The 13,473-nt window shown below is 71.0% G+C and carries 14 protein-coding genes and 1 pseudogene; 9 read left to right on the top strand and 6 right to left on the bottom strand.

Features of this window, described 5'->3' with window-relative positions:
• Window positions 1-59 precede the first annotated feature (59 nt).
• Window positions 60-1,238 carry a cobalamin-independent methionine synthase II family protein gene (locus tag JOE53_RS12205; protein ID WP_204947881.1) on the bottom strand — a complete coding sequence of 393 codons (1,179 nt, stop codon included), beginning with the start codon at window positions 1,236-1,238 and terminating at the stop codon, window positions 60-62.
• 226 nt (window positions 1,239-1,464) lie between these two features.
• Window positions 1,465-1,626 (bottom strand): annotated as a pseudogene (locus JOE53_RS12200) (MFS transporter); the annotation flags it as partial.
• Window positions 1,627-1,717: 91 nt separating this feature from the next.
• Here JOE53_RS12200 and JOE53_RS12195 point away from each other — a divergent pair.
• The 5 genes from JOE53_RS12195 (at window position 1,718) to menC (ending at window position 5,128) form a co-directional block, all read left to right on the top strand.
• Complete coding sequence (locus JOE53_RS12195) at window positions 1,718-2,467, top strand: GNAT family N-acetyltransferase (RefSeq protein ID WP_051498733.1); 750 nt, start codon at window positions 1,718-1,720, stop codon at window positions 2,465-2,467.
• The gene (locus JOE53_RS12190; RefSeq protein ID WP_204947880.1) at window positions 2,464-2,859 is read left to right on the top strand and encodes a hypothetical protein; all 396 of its coding nucleotides are present in this window, start codon (window positions 2,464-2,466) and stop codon (window positions 2,857-2,859) included. Before JOE53_RS12195 ends, JOE53_RS12190 begins: the two co-directional genes overlap by 4 nt.
• A gap of 55 nt (window positions 2,860-2,914) precedes the next feature.
• Window positions 2,915-3,367: a MarR family winged helix-turn-helix transcriptional regulator gene (locus tag JOE53_RS12185; RefSeq protein ID WP_204947879.1), complete on the top strand. Its 453-nt coding sequence runs from the start codon at window positions 2,915-2,917 to the stop codon at window positions 3,365-3,367.
• Window positions 3,368-3,414: 47 nt separating this feature from the next.
• The gene (locus tag JOE53_RS12180; RefSeq protein WP_204947878.1) at window positions 3,415-3,837 is read left to right on the top strand and encodes an organic hydroperoxide resistance protein; all 423 of its coding nucleotides are present in this window, start codon (window positions 3,415-3,417) and stop codon (window positions 3,835-3,837) included.
• A gap of 151 nt (window positions 3,838-3,988) precedes the next feature.
• Complete coding sequence (gene menC / locus JOE53_RS12175) at window positions 3,989-5,128, top strand: o-succinylbenzoate synthase (protein ID WP_204947877.1); 1,140 nt, start codon at window positions 3,989-3,991, stop codon at window positions 5,126-5,128.
• A gap of 58 nt (window positions 5,129-5,186) precedes the next feature.
• On the opposite strand, the gene JOE53_RS12170 is transcribed toward menC, so the two are convergent.
• A complete protein-coding gene (locus JOE53_RS12170; RefSeq protein ID WP_204948240.1) occupies window positions 5,187-6,524 on the bottom strand; it encodes an SPFH domain-containing protein in 1,338 nt (445 codons plus the stop codon).
• Window positions 6,525-6,687: 163 nt separating this feature from the next.
• Here JOE53_RS12170 and JOE53_RS12165 point away from each other — a divergent pair, with 163 nt between their 5' ends.
• The 3 genes from JOE53_RS12165 (at window position 6,688) to JOE53_RS12155 (ending at window position 9,066) form a co-directional block, all read left to right on the top strand.
• Window positions 6,688-7,059 (top strand): DUF4870 domain-containing protein, encoded by a 372-nt coding sequence (locus JOE53_RS12165; RefSeq protein WP_233449563.1) that lies wholly within the window; start codon window positions 6,688-6,690, stop codon window positions 7,057-7,059.
• 58 nt (window positions 7,060-7,117) lie between these two features.
• On the top strand, window positions 7,118-7,528 hold the full coding sequence (locus tag JOE53_RS12160; protein WP_204947876.1) for a bestrophin-like domain: 411 nt from the start codon (window positions 7,118-7,120) through the stop codon (window positions 7,526-7,528).
• A gap of 113 nt (window positions 7,529-7,641) precedes the next feature.
• Window positions 7,642-9,066, top strand: coding sequence for a sugar porter family MFS transporter (locus JOE53_RS12155; protein WP_233450074.1), 1,425 nt, complete (start codon window positions 7,642-7,644; stop codon window positions 9,064-9,066).
• Between the two features lie 5 nt (window positions 9,067-9,071).
• Here JOE53_RS12155 and JOE53_RS12150 read toward each other — a convergent pair whose 3' ends face one another.
• The gene (locus JOE53_RS12150; protein WP_204947874.1) at window positions 9,072-9,959 is read right to left on the bottom strand and encodes an NAD(+)/NADH kinase; all 888 of its coding nucleotides are present in this window, start codon (window positions 9,957-9,959) and stop codon (window positions 9,072-9,074) included.
• Window position 9,960: 1 nt separating this feature from the next.
• Complete coding sequence (locus JOE53_RS12145) at window positions 9,961-10,989, bottom strand: SPFH domain-containing protein (RefSeq protein WP_204947873.1); 1,029 nt, start codon at window positions 10,987-10,989, stop codon at window positions 9,961-9,963.
• Between the two features lie 89 nt (window positions 10,990-11,078).
• Here JOE53_RS12145 and JOE53_RS12140 point away from each other — a divergent pair, with 89 nt between their 5' ends.
• On the top strand, window positions 11,079-11,762 hold the full coding sequence (locus tag JOE53_RS12140; RefSeq protein WP_204947872.1) for an NUDIX hydrolase: 684 nt from the start codon (window positions 11,079-11,081) through the stop codon (window positions 11,760-11,762).
• A gap of 134 nt (window positions 11,763-11,896) precedes the next feature.
• On the opposite strand, the gene JOE53_RS12135 is transcribed toward JOE53_RS12140, so the two are convergent.
• A complete protein-coding gene (locus JOE53_RS12135; RefSeq protein WP_271171022.1) occupies window positions 11,897-13,465 on the bottom strand; it encodes a class I SAM-dependent methyltransferase in 1,569 nt (522 codons plus the stop codon).
• Between the last annotated feature and the right edge of the window lie 8 nt (window positions 13,466-13,473).

Here is a 13,473-nt window from a genome sequence, read left to right as displayed (position 1 = left end):
GGGCGCGCTCGTCCCGACCGGGTTCACAGGGATGCCCGTGCCGTCGCCGCTGGCGGCAGTCACGCGCGGCGGGCGCCCGCGCCGAGCGTCTCGAGCTTCGCCCAGGCGATGTCGGGGTGGATGCGGCCGCCGAGGCCGCAGTCCGTCGAGGCGATGACGCGGTCGGCGCCGACGATGTCGGTGAACCGGCGGATGCGCTGCGCGACCAGCTCGGGATGCTCCACGACGTTCGTCGCGTGGCTGACGACACCGGGCACCAGGACCAGGTCGTCGGGCACGGCGGCATCCGCCCAGGCGCCGAACTCGTGCTCGTGGCGCACGTTGCCGGCCTCGAACGAGATCGAGCCGACGTTCGCCTGCAGCACGACGGGGAGGATGTCCTTCAGTTCGATGTCGGTGGTGTGGGGGCCGTGCCACGACCCCCAGCACAGGTGCAGACGCACCTGCTCCTTGGGAAGCCCCGCGATGGCGTGGTTGATCGCGTCGATGCGGATCTTCGTGAACGCCTGATAGTCGGCGATCGAGGGCTCCGGGGAGATCTGGTCGAAGTTCTCGGCGAGCGAGGGGTCGTCGAGCTGCAGGATGAGACCCGCCTCGACGATCGCGCGGTACTCCTCGCGCAGCGCGTCGGCCCACGCGAAGATGTGCTCCTCGTCGGTGGCGTAGTAGTCGTTGCGCACGCGTGCCGCGGATCCGGGCGCGATCGCGGTGAGGAAGCCCCGCTCACCCGGTCGCAGCGCCGCGGTGAGGTGGCGGATGTCGGAGGCCACGGCATCCTGACCCCGGTACGCGAGCGGTCCGGTGGTCGTGGGGAAGGCGGTCGCGGTGCGTCCGGCCTCCACGGCCTCGGCGTACGCGACGGGGAACCGCTGGCGGTCGCGGCGATCGAGGAAGCTCGTCAGGCGGATCGCGCCCGGCTCCGAGCGCACCGGCGGCTCGTTGAAGGCGTTGATCTCGGTGAGCGACAGGCCGCTCACCCGCTGGAACGAGTACGACCACCAGGCACCGTAGTCGACGGCGTTCGACATGGCCTTGCCGAACTCGCCGTCGCCGACCAGGGTGACGCCAGCGGCCCGCTGGCGCTCGACGACGTCGGCGACGGCCTGGGCCGTGAGCGTCTCGAACTCGGGTGTCGACAGCAGCGTGAAGCCGTCGTCGGCGAGGCTGCGGGCGGCGTTCGCCTCGATGAGGGCGGCGGTGCGCGGCAGGCTGCCGGAGGTGGTGGTGGCGACGGACATGGTTCTCCTCCTGAGGACGATGGCCCGCGACGCGGGCGAGTGTCAGAAGGCTCTTGCAGCGGCGACGGTCGCGGGCTGCTCAAGGCGGAGGCTTCCGGTTTTCGAGCCGTCGTCAGGATACGGCGCGCCGGGCATGCGTGACGGCCGTGTGACGCCGGGTGAAACCGGGCGGCGCCCGCGCGCCGCTCGTGACCGTTCGGCAGCGCCGGGTGGTGCTCGGCGGCGGGGCCGCGAGCAGCGTCGCGGTGACCACCCATGCCGTGTCGTCGCGGTTCGCGTGCAGCAGATCCGGCAGACGCGTCTGAATCGGGACGACGAGCGTGAACATGAACGACGAAGCGAGCCCCGCCAGCGCCAGCACGGCGACGATGGCGCCTTGCGGCGGCATCCGGGTCAATCGTCGTCGGGCATCGTCATCAGCGGGCATCATTTCAGGCCATCGGCCGCCTGATGCGGTGGCTCCGGCATAGGGTGACGGCATGGCGGACCTCGACAGCCGGACCCTCGACGGGTTTCGCATCCGGCCCCTTCGCACGATGGAGCAGATCGCGGCGGCATCCGCCGTGCTCAGCGAGGTGTGGGGCGGTGACCGCACGGGCATGCCGCCGAACCTCCTGCGTGCGCTCGCGCACGTCGGCAATTACGCCGTCGGGCTCTATGCCGTGCCGACGGAGGGTGATCCCTCGGCGGAGCGCATGATCGGCGCGTCGGTCGGCTTCTTCGCCGCCCCCGACGACCGTTCGCTGCACTCGCACATCACCGGCATCGTCGGCGATCATCGCGGGCGGGGACTCGGACGGCTGCTGAAGCAGCACCAGCGCGAGTGGGCTCTGGCGCGCGGCGTCCACCGGATCACGTGGACGTTCGACCCGCTCGTCGCCCGCAACGCCTCCTTCAACCTTCGTGTGCTCGGCGCGCGGGTGGGGGAGTACTACGTGGATCACTACGGCGCGATGGACGACGGCGTGAACCGCGGTGACGAGAGCGACCGCATCTTCGCCGTCTGGGACCTGGATGCGCCTGCCGCCCCGCCGCCCGAGCGCGCCATCGTCACCACCGTGGAGGTTCCCGCCGACATCGAACGGCTCCGCCGAGATGCCCCGGGCGAAGCGCTGGACTGGCGGTACCGCGTGCGGGAGGCGTTCCTCGGGCTCACCGAGGACGGCTTCGCGGTGGCCGGGTTCGACGAGCGCGGCTACCTCTTCGTTCGCTCCGGGGTGGCGTCGTGAGCAGGGGCGGCGCCGTTGCCGACGATTGGACTCCCCACCGTCGCGACGACGGCGAGCGGTTGGGGTGGATCCGCCCCGACGGCGACGCGTGGACGGCGATCGACGTGCTGGGGCGGGTGGTCGCGGCATCCGTCGAGTGGCTGGATGCCGAGGAGGCGCTCGAGCAGCGCGGCCTCGCTTTCCTTGCCGAGCCTTGGATGCTCGAGCGCGGCGAGGGCACGCCGGTGCGGGTCCGGCTCGTCGAGGTGACGCCCGCGCGGATCGTCGTGAAGGTCGACGACTACGGCGACATGAGCAGGCCGCACGAGGGCATCGTGCTGCCGTGGCCGTTGCCCCCGCAGCTGCGACCGCCCCGGCCGGGCGACCCGGACGGGTTCACCCTGTCGCGCTGACGCCGCCCTTGCGGGAAACATTGTGCACAATTCAATTGTGTGCAATGCTTCCCTCATGCCCGCTCCCGCCACGCTCGACGAGTTCGTCTGCTTCGCGATGTACACCGCCTCGCACGCGACGACGCAGGCCTACCGCGAGCTGCTCAAGCCCTGGAAGCTCACCTACCCGCAGTACCTCGCGATGGTCGTACTCGCCACGGGCGAGCGCACCGTGAGCGGTCTCGGCGAGGAACTGGGCCTCGACTCCGGCACCCTGTCGCCCCTGCTGCGGCGGCTCGAGGACCGCGGGCTGGTCTCGCGCCGGCGGGATGCCGCCGACGAGCGCGTGGTGCGGGTCGCCCTCACCGCCGCCGGTCGTGACGTGCACGCCGAGGTCGTCGCGGCCGCGGGGTGCCTCGTCCCGGCATTCGTCGGCAGCGGTCGCGGGCTCGGTGAGCTGCTCGAACAGCTCGCCGCCATCACGGCCAACATGCGCGCGGTCGCCTCCGATCTGCGCACCGCTGCCTGACCGATGGCCGCCGGCGCGACTCTCTGACCTCCACGAAAGGAAACCCCATGGAAACCCTCTACACCGCAGAAGCCCTCGCCACCGGCGGCGGCCGCGACGGCCACGTCCGCACGAGCGACGGCATCCTCGACGTCGACCTGCGCGTCCCGAAGGAGATGGGTGGCGCCGGCGGCGCCCCGAACCCCGAGCTCCTCTTCGCCGCGGGCTACGCCGCGTGCTTCCACGGCGCGCTGCAGGCCGTCGCGCGTGCGCAGAAGGTCGCGATCGCGGGCTCCAGTGTCGGCTCGCAGGTCAAGATCGGCCCGAACGGCCAGGGCGGGTTCCAGCTGGCCGTCGCGCTCGAGGTCAACATCCCCGAGATCGACCACGCCGTCGCCCAGCAGCTCGCCGACGCGGCGCACCAGGTGTGCCCCTACTCGAACGCCACCCGCGGCAACATCGAGGTCACCGTCACCGTCGTCGACGACTGATTTCGCGAACCCGCGTCATAGCTGCCGCGGGCACCGCGCCGCAGCACCTACGTCGCCCCGCGCTTCGCGGCGCTGCGGACTCACCGCTGCGGGGAGCGACGCGGCGCACATCGGCCCGGTGCGCGCGCGGCGCGCGGCGTAGCCTGAGCCCATGCCGATCGCCCGCCCCGCCGCACCCGTGCGCCTCGACGCGGTCGAGCTTCGCGTGCTCCATCTGCCGCTCGTCTCGCCGTTCGCGACCTCGTTCGGCACCGAGACCGTGCGGGAGGTCATCGTGGTGCGCGTTCGCACCGCCGACGGCGACGGGTGGGGAGAGATCGTCACCCAGCAGTCCCCCCTCTACTCCAGCGAATACACGCAGGGCGCGTGGGACGTCGCCCAGCGCTTCCTCGCGCCCGCGCTTCTGGATGCCGCGGCGCGCGCTCTCGCGCCCGAAGAGGTGGCGGGCGTGCTCGAGCCGTTCGTCGGGCACCGCATGGTGAAGGCCGGCCTGGAGCTCGCCGTCCTCGACGCCGCCCTCCGCGCGGAGGGCCGCGCGTTGGGGGAGTACCTCGGCGCCACGGTCGACCGCGTGCCGAGCGGGGTGTCGGTCGGCATCCAACGCGACCCGTCGGCCCTCGTCGACGCCGTCGCCGGCTACGTGGACCAGGGCTACGTGCGCATCAAGATCAAGATCAAGCCCGGACGCGACGTCGCCGACACCGCCGCGGTGCGTGACGCGTTCGGGGCGATTCCCCTGCAGGTCGACGCGAACTCCGCCTACACGCTCGCGGACGCCGACACCCTCGCCGAGCTCGACCGCTTCGACCTCCTGCTGATCGAGCAGCCGTTGCAGGAGGACGACATCGTCGACCATGCACACCTCGCCGCGCGGCTTCGCACGCCCATCTGCCTCGACGAGTCGATCGTGTCGGCCAAGGCGGCGCGCGATGCGCTCGCTCTGCGGGCCGCCGCGATCATCAACATCAAGGCGGGCCGCGTCGGCGGCTACCTCGAAGCGGTCCGCATCCACGATCTGTGCCGCGAGGCGGGCATCCCCGTGTGGTGCGGCGGCATGCTCGAGACCGGCATCGGCCGCGCGGCCAACGCGGCGCTGGCCGCGCTCCCCGGATTCACGCTGCCCGGCGACGTCTCGGCATCCGACCGCTTCTACGCCCGCGACATCGTGCGCGAGCCGATCGTGTTGGAAGACGGGCACGTCCGCGTGCCGACCGCGCCCGGCATCGGCGTCGAGATCGATCCCGTCGCGCTCGAAGACGCGACCGTCGCGCGGGTCGAGCTGCGCCGCTGACCGGGCGGGAGGCGTGCCCGGTCGTTGAGCGACGAGCGCAGCGAGGAGTCGAAACGCGTCAGCTCTCGGTCGTGACCGGCGGCTCTTCGCGCAGCCCCTGGGCCATGCCGCGGCCGGTCGCCTGCCCCTGGATGACCTGCCGCAGGTCGATGCCGGTCGCCGCCTGGATCGCGTCGAAGCTGGCCCGCATGCTCGAGGCCGATTCGGCGGCCATGTGACTGGACGCCCCCTCGCCGCCGAGCACGGTGATCGAGCCGACCTTGTCGAACCCGCGCGCGAACTCGGTCATCATCGGCACGAGCGCCTCGAGCGCGCGCTGCGCGAGCAGAGCCTCCTGGTTCTTGGAGAGGGCTTCGGCCTCGGCCTCGATGGCCGCCGCCCGCGCCTCGCCCACGAGCCGCACCGCGTCGGCCTCGGCCTCGGCGCGAAGCCGGGTGGCCTCCGCCTCCTGCGCTGCGATCTGCGCGCGCGCCTCGGCGGCCTTGACCTCGCCGTACGCGGCGGCGTCCGCCGCGCGCTGGCGCTCGTAGAGGGAGGCGTCGGCGACCTTCTTGATGTCGGCATCCAGCTGGGCCTGCTTGTTCTCGGCTCCCTGCAGCAGCACGGCCTGCTCACGCTCGGCACGCGCGAGCGCTTCGGCCTGCTCGGCCTCGGCGCGGGCGCGACCGACTTCGGCCGCCGCGGCGGCGGAGTTCTTGTCGAACGCGGTCTGCTCGACGAGGTTCGCCTCGTCGGTCGCGATCTGTCGGGCGCGAACCTCGCGGGCGGCGTTGATACGGGCGACCTCGGCCTCTCGGCGCACGCGCTCGACCTCGGTCGCGCCGAGGGCGTCGATGTAGCCGTTCTTGTCGGTGACGCCCTGGATCTGGAACGAGTCGAGGATGAGTCCCTGGGCGAGCAGGTCGCTCTTGATGCCCTCGGCGATCTGGTCGGACAGCTTCTGCCGATCCTTCATCAGCTGCTCGACGGTCAGGGTCGCGACGACGCCGCGCAGGGCACCTTCGAGCTGCTCGGTCGTGAACTGCTCGATCGCGCCGTCCTGCGAGAGGAAGCGCTCCGCCGCGCGGCGGACGAACTCGGGGTCGGAGCCGATCTTGACCAGCGCGACGCCCGAGACGTTGACGGTCACTCCGTTGGAGGCCTGCGCCGTCGGCTCCATCTTGATCTGGCGGGCGCGCAGCGAGATCATCTCGGCGCGCTGTGTGAGCGGGTTGACGAGGGCGCCGCCGCCGGTGATCACCGAGATGCGCGACGACTCGCCGCTGGCGTTCTTCTGGCTCTTGCCGACCACCACGAGCGCCTGGTCGGCCTTGGCGACCTTGTACCACGCGCGCACCATGATCAGCAGGAAAATCAGGAGGACGGTCGCGGCGACGACGGCGATGCCGACGATCACCAGTGCGCCCCCAGCGGCAAAAATCTCCACGTTACGAACCCACTTCCTGTGTATTGCCGATGTCCTTCGACCGTATCGAACGATGCCGCCGGATGCCGAGGATTCGGCGGATCTCGGGATAACCCCCTCGGTGTGCCGGACACGCGCCCCCTACGCTGGTGGCATGACCACTCCGCCGTACCCGCAACCCGCGGCCCAGCCCGGCCCGCAGCAGATGAATCCGTCCGACGAGAAGACGTGGGCGACCCTGGTCCACGTCGGCGGCATCTTCTACTTCCTGCCGTCGCTGATCGGCTACCTCGTGCTGAAGGACCGCGGCCCGTTCGTGCGGGCGCACACGGCCGCCGCGCTGAACTTCCAGCTCACGATGCTGATCGCGTCCCTCGTCGGCACGGTGCTCTCCATCATCGGCATCGGGCTGCTCATCCTGCTCGCCGTGTACGTGGTGAACATCGTCTTCTCGATCATCGCCGCCGTGAAGGCGAACAAGGGGGAGTGGTACACCTACCCCCTTTCGATCTCGTTCGTCAGCTGACGGCGGTCTGAGCGCAGGCCCGCGGGCTCATGATCGTCGGCTTGATGGACGCGCCCCTGTGGCTGGGGATGACGGTCTTCTGCGTCGGCTTCGTCGGCTTGTCGTGCCTCCCGAGCCCGGGTTCGTCCCCACCGACGCTCGGGAGATCAACGTACAGGCGCAGACACTGCAGTCCTTCGAGGCGTTCGTCGGACAGCGGCGCGAGCGGATCGAGGTGACGGATCTCGGCCTGCCGAGCATCCTGTGGACGGTGCTCTGGGTGGGGGCGCTGCTGAACGCGATCCTGCTCTCGCTCATCCAGGTGCGAAACCTCCGCATCCACCTCATCATGGCGGGGCTCATCGCCGTCTTCGTCGCGCTGCTGCTCTACGCCATCGCGGGCTTCGACCGCCCCTATTCCGGGCCCATCTCCGTCACCCCGACGTACTACCAGTCGCTACTGGACGGCCTGTTCCAGCGCGTTCCCTGACGGTCCTTACCACGCGCAGGGCTCCGCCGGCGAGGGCGGCCCCTGTCGCTCCCGGCGGGGCTATCGTTTTCCGAGTGACCTCGACCGACTCGCTCCCCGCCGGCACGTTCTCGATGAGGAGCCCGTATGGGCGAAGGGCCGCGGCACTGTCGGTCGCCGCCGCGGTGGGCGGGTTCCTGTTCGGCTTCGACTCCTCGGTCATCAACGGAGCGGTCTCCTCGATTGAGTCCACGTACACGAAGGACGCCCTGCTCACCGGGTTCGTCGTCGCCGTCGCCCTGCTCGGCTGCGCGCTCGGGGCGATCATCGCCGGAGCCCTCTCCGATCGCTGGGGCCGGCTGCGCGTCATGCTCCTCGGCTCCGCCATGTTCCTCGCGAGCTCGATCGGCTCGGCGCTGACCTTCAGCGTTCCCGACCTCATCGTCTGGCGCGTCCTGGGCGGCATCGGCATCGGCATCGCGTCGGTCGTCGCTCCCGCCTACATCGCCGAGGTCGCACCGCGTCAGGTGCGCGGCAGTCTCGCCTCTCTGCAGCAGCTCGCGATCACGATCGGCATCTTCACCGCATTGCTGAGCAACGCGGTGCTCGCCGATGCCGCCGGCAGCGCCGACAACGTGCTGTGGTGGGGCCTCGAAGCGTGGCGGTGGATGTTCCTCATCGGCGTCGCGCCGGCCGCCGTCTACGGCATCCTGGCGCTGACGATGCCGGAGTCTCCGCGATTCCTGCTCGCGAAGGGACGCAACGACGAGGCGCGCGCGATCTTCGAGCGACTCGTTCCCGCCGCCGACCTCGACAAGACGATGAACGAGCTGATCAGGAGCATCGAAGACGACCGCAAGAACCGGAGCGCCTCTCTGCGCGGAAAGGCGCTGGGACTGCAGCCCGTCGTCTGGATCGGCATCCTGCTGTCGGCCTTCCAGCAGCTCGTCGGCATCAACGTCATCTTCTACTACTCGACGACGCTGTGGCGTGCGGTCGGATTCGATGAGAGCAACTCGCTGCTGATCAGCGTCCTCACCTCCGTGACGAACGTGCTGGTGACGCTCGTCGCGATCTTCCTCGTCGACCGCGTCGGGCGCAAGCCGATTCTGATGACCGGCTCGCTGATGATGACCCTGTCGCTGGGCGCGATGGCGCTGGCCTTCGCGTTCGCACAGACGGTGGACGGCGAGGTGACCCTCCCGGGGACGTGGGGTCCGATCGCGCTGGTGGCGGCGAACCTGTTCGTCGTCGGGTTCGGCGCCTCCTGGGGCCCCATCGTCTGGGTGCTGCTCGGGGAGGTCTTCCCCAGCCGCATCCGCGGCAAGGCCCTCGGTGTCGCGGCGAGTTCCCAGTGGATCGCGAACTTCCTCGTGTCCTGGACCTTCCCCCAGCTTGCGGCCTTCTCGCTGCCGTTCACGTACGGCATGTACGCCGTGTTCGCGGCGCTGTCGTTCGTCTTCGTGCTGTGGAAGATCCCCGAGACGAAGGGCATGGCGCTGGAGCAGAGCGAGACGCTGTTCGTCCCCGAGCCGAAGCGGTCCGTGCGGGCCCGCTGACGCGGCTACGCCATGACGGTGCGCAGCGTCCGGTCGGCGACCCCCACGCTCACGCGCTGACCCCACGACAGCGACAGGCGGTCGTCCTCCATCCCATCGCCGAACGCGACGAGCACGTCCGACTCGACGCGGAGGGTCACCTGCCCGCCGTCGAGTCGACCCGCGAACAGGTCTGCGCCCGTGCTCGGCGACGGCCACGGCTCCCGGACGAACCAGGCGAGTGCGCTCTCGGTGGCGGTGGGCAGCGGCATCCCGGGTGCCTGCACACGTGCGATCGAGGAGCACCATCCCGTGGCTCCCGTGCCGGTGCCGACGATCACGCCCGACGAGGACTGTCGCTCCCGGCGACCGCCGACCTCGAGCGTGTAGCGCGCCGACTGGTGGCCGCTCTGGCCGATCATGACCTCGTTCAGCGCCGTGAGCGACTGACCGTCGTCGGTGCGCACCTGCACCATCGTGCGCTCGCAGATCGGTGCGGTTCCCGCCTGCGCGGCTGCGGCGAGGGCGACTCCTGCCGCGGGGGTGTGCGGCACGAGCACCCCGGCATTGACGCCGGGCAGCGGGTCGATGCCGATGACGGGTTGGATGCCGAGATACTTCGCGGCGTTGGCGACGAGCCCGTCCTGTCCGACGACGAGCACGACGTCGTCGGGTTCGAAGACGAAGCGGGCGAGGTCGCTGCGTTCGACCGTGGCTCGCCGCCAATCGACCGGCAGCCCCGCGGACACGTCGGCCAGGGCGGCGCGGGTGCGCTCGTGCCGCTCTTCGACGGCGGCGAGGCTCTGGCCTCGCTGATCGAGGAAGAAGGAGACCTGGCCGCGCGTGCCGTGCCGGGCGAGCAGTTCGGTGAGCTCGCTCGCCCGATGCACGATGACGGCTCGAGGGGTGGTCATCTCAGTGTCCCGTCGGTGTCGCGGTCTGCGCGGCGGCCCGGCCGCCGAGGCGTCCCACGAGGTCGGTGAGCAGGTCGGGCGTGACGGTCAGGTGGTCGATGCTGGGCAGGTTGCCCGCCAGCTCGCGCATCGCCAGGGCGGTCAGTACCTCGACGGGCACGTCGCGCAGTGCCGCCATTCGGGCCTGCTCGGCCGCGCCGGCCGCCTCGCCGAGCGCACGGTCGGCGTCGGCCCGGGCCTGTGCGTTCGTGCGGATGCGCTCGGCCTCGGCATCCACGGCGATCGCGGCAGCGGCGGCCGCCTGCTCCGCCTCGATGCGGGAGTTGCGTCCCCGCGCTTGGACGAGCTCCTCCTGCCGGCGCGCGAGCTCGACCTGGTTGGACAGCTCGTTCTCGCCGATCGCGGCCTCGCGCTCGACCGCGAGGGCGCGGCGGGCGAAGGTGGCCTTGTCGGCATCCTGCTGGATCGTCTCGCGGGCGGGGGTCTGCAGGGCGCGCTCGACGTCGGGCTCGGCGCGCAGCAGTGAGAACCGCACCCCGACGATGGCGATGCCGAGGTCGGTCAGGCGCGCGTCGGCGGCCAGCATGGCGGTGGCGGCGGCGCCCAGCTCGGCGAGGTCGGCACGCAGGGCGTTGTCGAGGGTGCGCGGCTGCAGCAGGTGCACGACGGCGGCGGTCGTCGCGCCGTGCAGGGGTGCGGCGATCGCGTCGAGCGGCTGCTCGGTCCACGTGCCGGTCACCAGATCGATGGAGAAGTCGATGCGGCGCGCGGCGAGGTCGGGATCGACGATGCGATACGTCGCCGTGACCGGAGCCGACAGCTGCTGCAGGTCGGCGGTGCGCAGGCTCACGACGACCGACAGCTCGCGGTCGTCGAGCGGCACCTCGCTGATCGCGGCATCCAGGGGGCGGAACCAGAACGCCTGTCCTGCGCCGGCGTGGCGGATGCCGCCGCGACGGAAGTGGGTGACGTGCATCGTGGGCGTCGTGCTCAGGTGGCGGACGAACGGGCGGCGGGTGATGGTGGCCATGATGTCCTCTTTCTCTCTTTAGTGTCACTTTGACGATAACTCCGGTAGGTAGTTATCGTCAAGGTGACGATTTGAGGTAATCTGGGCGCGTGGACCCCTTCTCCTTCGCGGTCGCGGCCGACCTCGTCGTGCTGACCATCCGCGACCGTGCGCTCCACGTCCTCCTCGTCGAGCGCGGCATCGCGCCGGCGGCGGGCATGTGGGCGCTGCCGGGCGGCTTCGTGCTGCCCGACGAGGATGCCGAGGCCACCGCGTACCGCGAGCTCGCCGAGGAGACGGGGGTGACGGCCGGGGTGCACCTCGAGCAGGTGCGCACCTACAGCGCGCCCGACCGCGACCCGCGCGGACGTGTCGTGACGGTCGCCTGGCTCGCCCTCGCGCCTGACCTGGGCGAACCCGCGGCGGGATCGGACGCACGCTCGGCCCGGTGGTGGCCCGTCGCGGAGGTCGAGAGCGGCGCGCTGCCGCTGGCCTTCGACCACGTCGCGATCTTCGCCGACGCCCTCGAGCGGGCGCGCGCGAAGCTCGAGTACTCCGCGCTCGCGATGGCTTTCTGCCCGCCCGAGTTCACGATCGCGCAGCTGCGCGCGGTCTACGAAGCGGTCTGGGGAGTGCCCGTCGACCCGCGCAACTTCCACCGCAAGATCACCGGCGCCGCGGGCTTCGTCGAGCCGACCGGGGGTATGGCGCGCGACGGCGGGCGCCCCGCCCAGCTGTTCCGTCGCGGACCGGTCGGTCAGCTGCAGCCGCCCTTCACCCGCCCCGAGCGCTGAGCGGCCGGGCCGCCGCACGGCCGGTCAACGGATTCGGAGGATGCGAGCGGATGCGGATGCCGCCGCGCGCGGCATCCGATTCTGTTGACCTGATCCGAATCCACGACGCGGACGACCCGCCCGCCCGGCGCGCCTCAGCCGTCGAGCGGGCGGCGCGCGACGAGCAGCATGTGCGTGTCGGGCCAGTCCAGCGGCTCGTCGTCGAGCCCGAGAAGGGATGCCGCGGGCGCGAACCGATTCTCCACGAGCCAGTCGTTGCGCCAGGGCCCCGAGCGCTCGTCGATCTCGAGCCCGACCGATGCGACCAGCTCGCGCCAGTCGGCCCACGACAGCGCGCAGAACTGCTCGTGCATCTCCGACAGCCAGTTGCGGGTGTACGAGACGGTCTCGAGGAACTCCATGGCATCCGCCAGACGCAGCTCGATCGTCCGCTCGTCGCGCACCTCGTACTCCCACGCAGCGCCGCTGAGCGCGCGGAAGTCCTGAGCGAACTGGGCGACCCGGCTGCCCACCGGCAGCGCGTCGAGGGATGCCGCGACCTCGTCGTTGGATCCCGTCAGCTCGCGCGCGGGCGTCGTGACGTCGCCGTCCTGCATCCGCAGCCGCACGATGCGATCGGGATCGGCCGGTCCGCAGACATCGGAGTTGATCCACACGCCACCGGGCACGGTATGGTCGGCGATCGCCGACGCGAAGGCCTGAAGCGACGGCATCCCGTCGCCGTAGGAGTAGATCTCGTGCGTCAGCGCGAAGCTGAGGGTCGTTGCGATGCTGCGCGCGGGAAAGAGGCGTCCGGCGAGGATGTTGCGGCGGTAGAAGAACGTGTTCGGGTTCGCGAACGCGCCCTCGGACTTCTTGTGCTCGCAGGCTGCGAACAGTTCGGGGGCGATCTCCACGCCGATCAGGTCAGACTCGGCCAGGGCCGGCTCCTGCGATGCCAGCTCGAGCATCGCCCCCGTCGCGCAGCCCAGGTCGACGATGCGGCCGGGCACGATCCAGGGGCGCGCCTCGGCCCACTTGCGCTCCGCGGCATCCTCGAACGCGCGGCTATAGGTGCGGTAGTCGCGCGTCTGGGTGAGCCCGCCCTCGTCGCCGATGACGGGGTCGGCCGCGATCTCGCGCGCCTGCGCCGCCAGGCCGTAACGGTCGACGATGTCGAGGCTCGCCGCGTGCGCGTCTGCGCGCCAGCCATCCGAGCCGGCCATCAGATCGTCCAGCAGCTGCCAGGGCGTGCGCGGCGCGTCGGAATGGTCGCGCTCCATCGGCGCGATGCGATACCCCAGGCCGCGGTACATGTCGGCGACCTGCGGCGTCGAGGTGGCGATGATCGCCGTCTCGGGCGCGGGGATCACCCCCTGTGCGGTCGCATACCCGATCTGCTTGAGGGTGATCTCGGCGAACCGGGGCGTCGGTGCGACGTCGACGACGGGCACGACGATCGACGGCATCCGCCCGACGTGCGCGAGGATCTCGATCGCCGCCTCCCGCCGATGTCCCGGGAACGGGTTGCGGCGCGTCGCGGAGTGGTTCGCGCTCGTGACCGCCCAGACGACGACCGCGTCGGCGGCGACCGCGATCGGCTCACCGTTCTCGTCGCGCCCGCGGCCGGCGAGCAGTTCGCCGAGGTAGGCCGCCTGGAACCTCGTCAGCAGGTGGTGACGCCCGGGGACGATGACGTGCTGGATCTCGCGGTCTGCGCTCACCCGCTCCA

Origin of the sequence: Microbacterium laevaniformans, from assembly GCF_016907555.1 — a bacterium.
Lineage (GTDB): Bacteria > Actinomycetota > Actinomycetes > Actinomycetales > Microbacteriaceae > Microbacterium > Microbacterium laevaniformans.
This window is presented reverse-complemented; position numbering and strand designations above follow the sequence as displayed.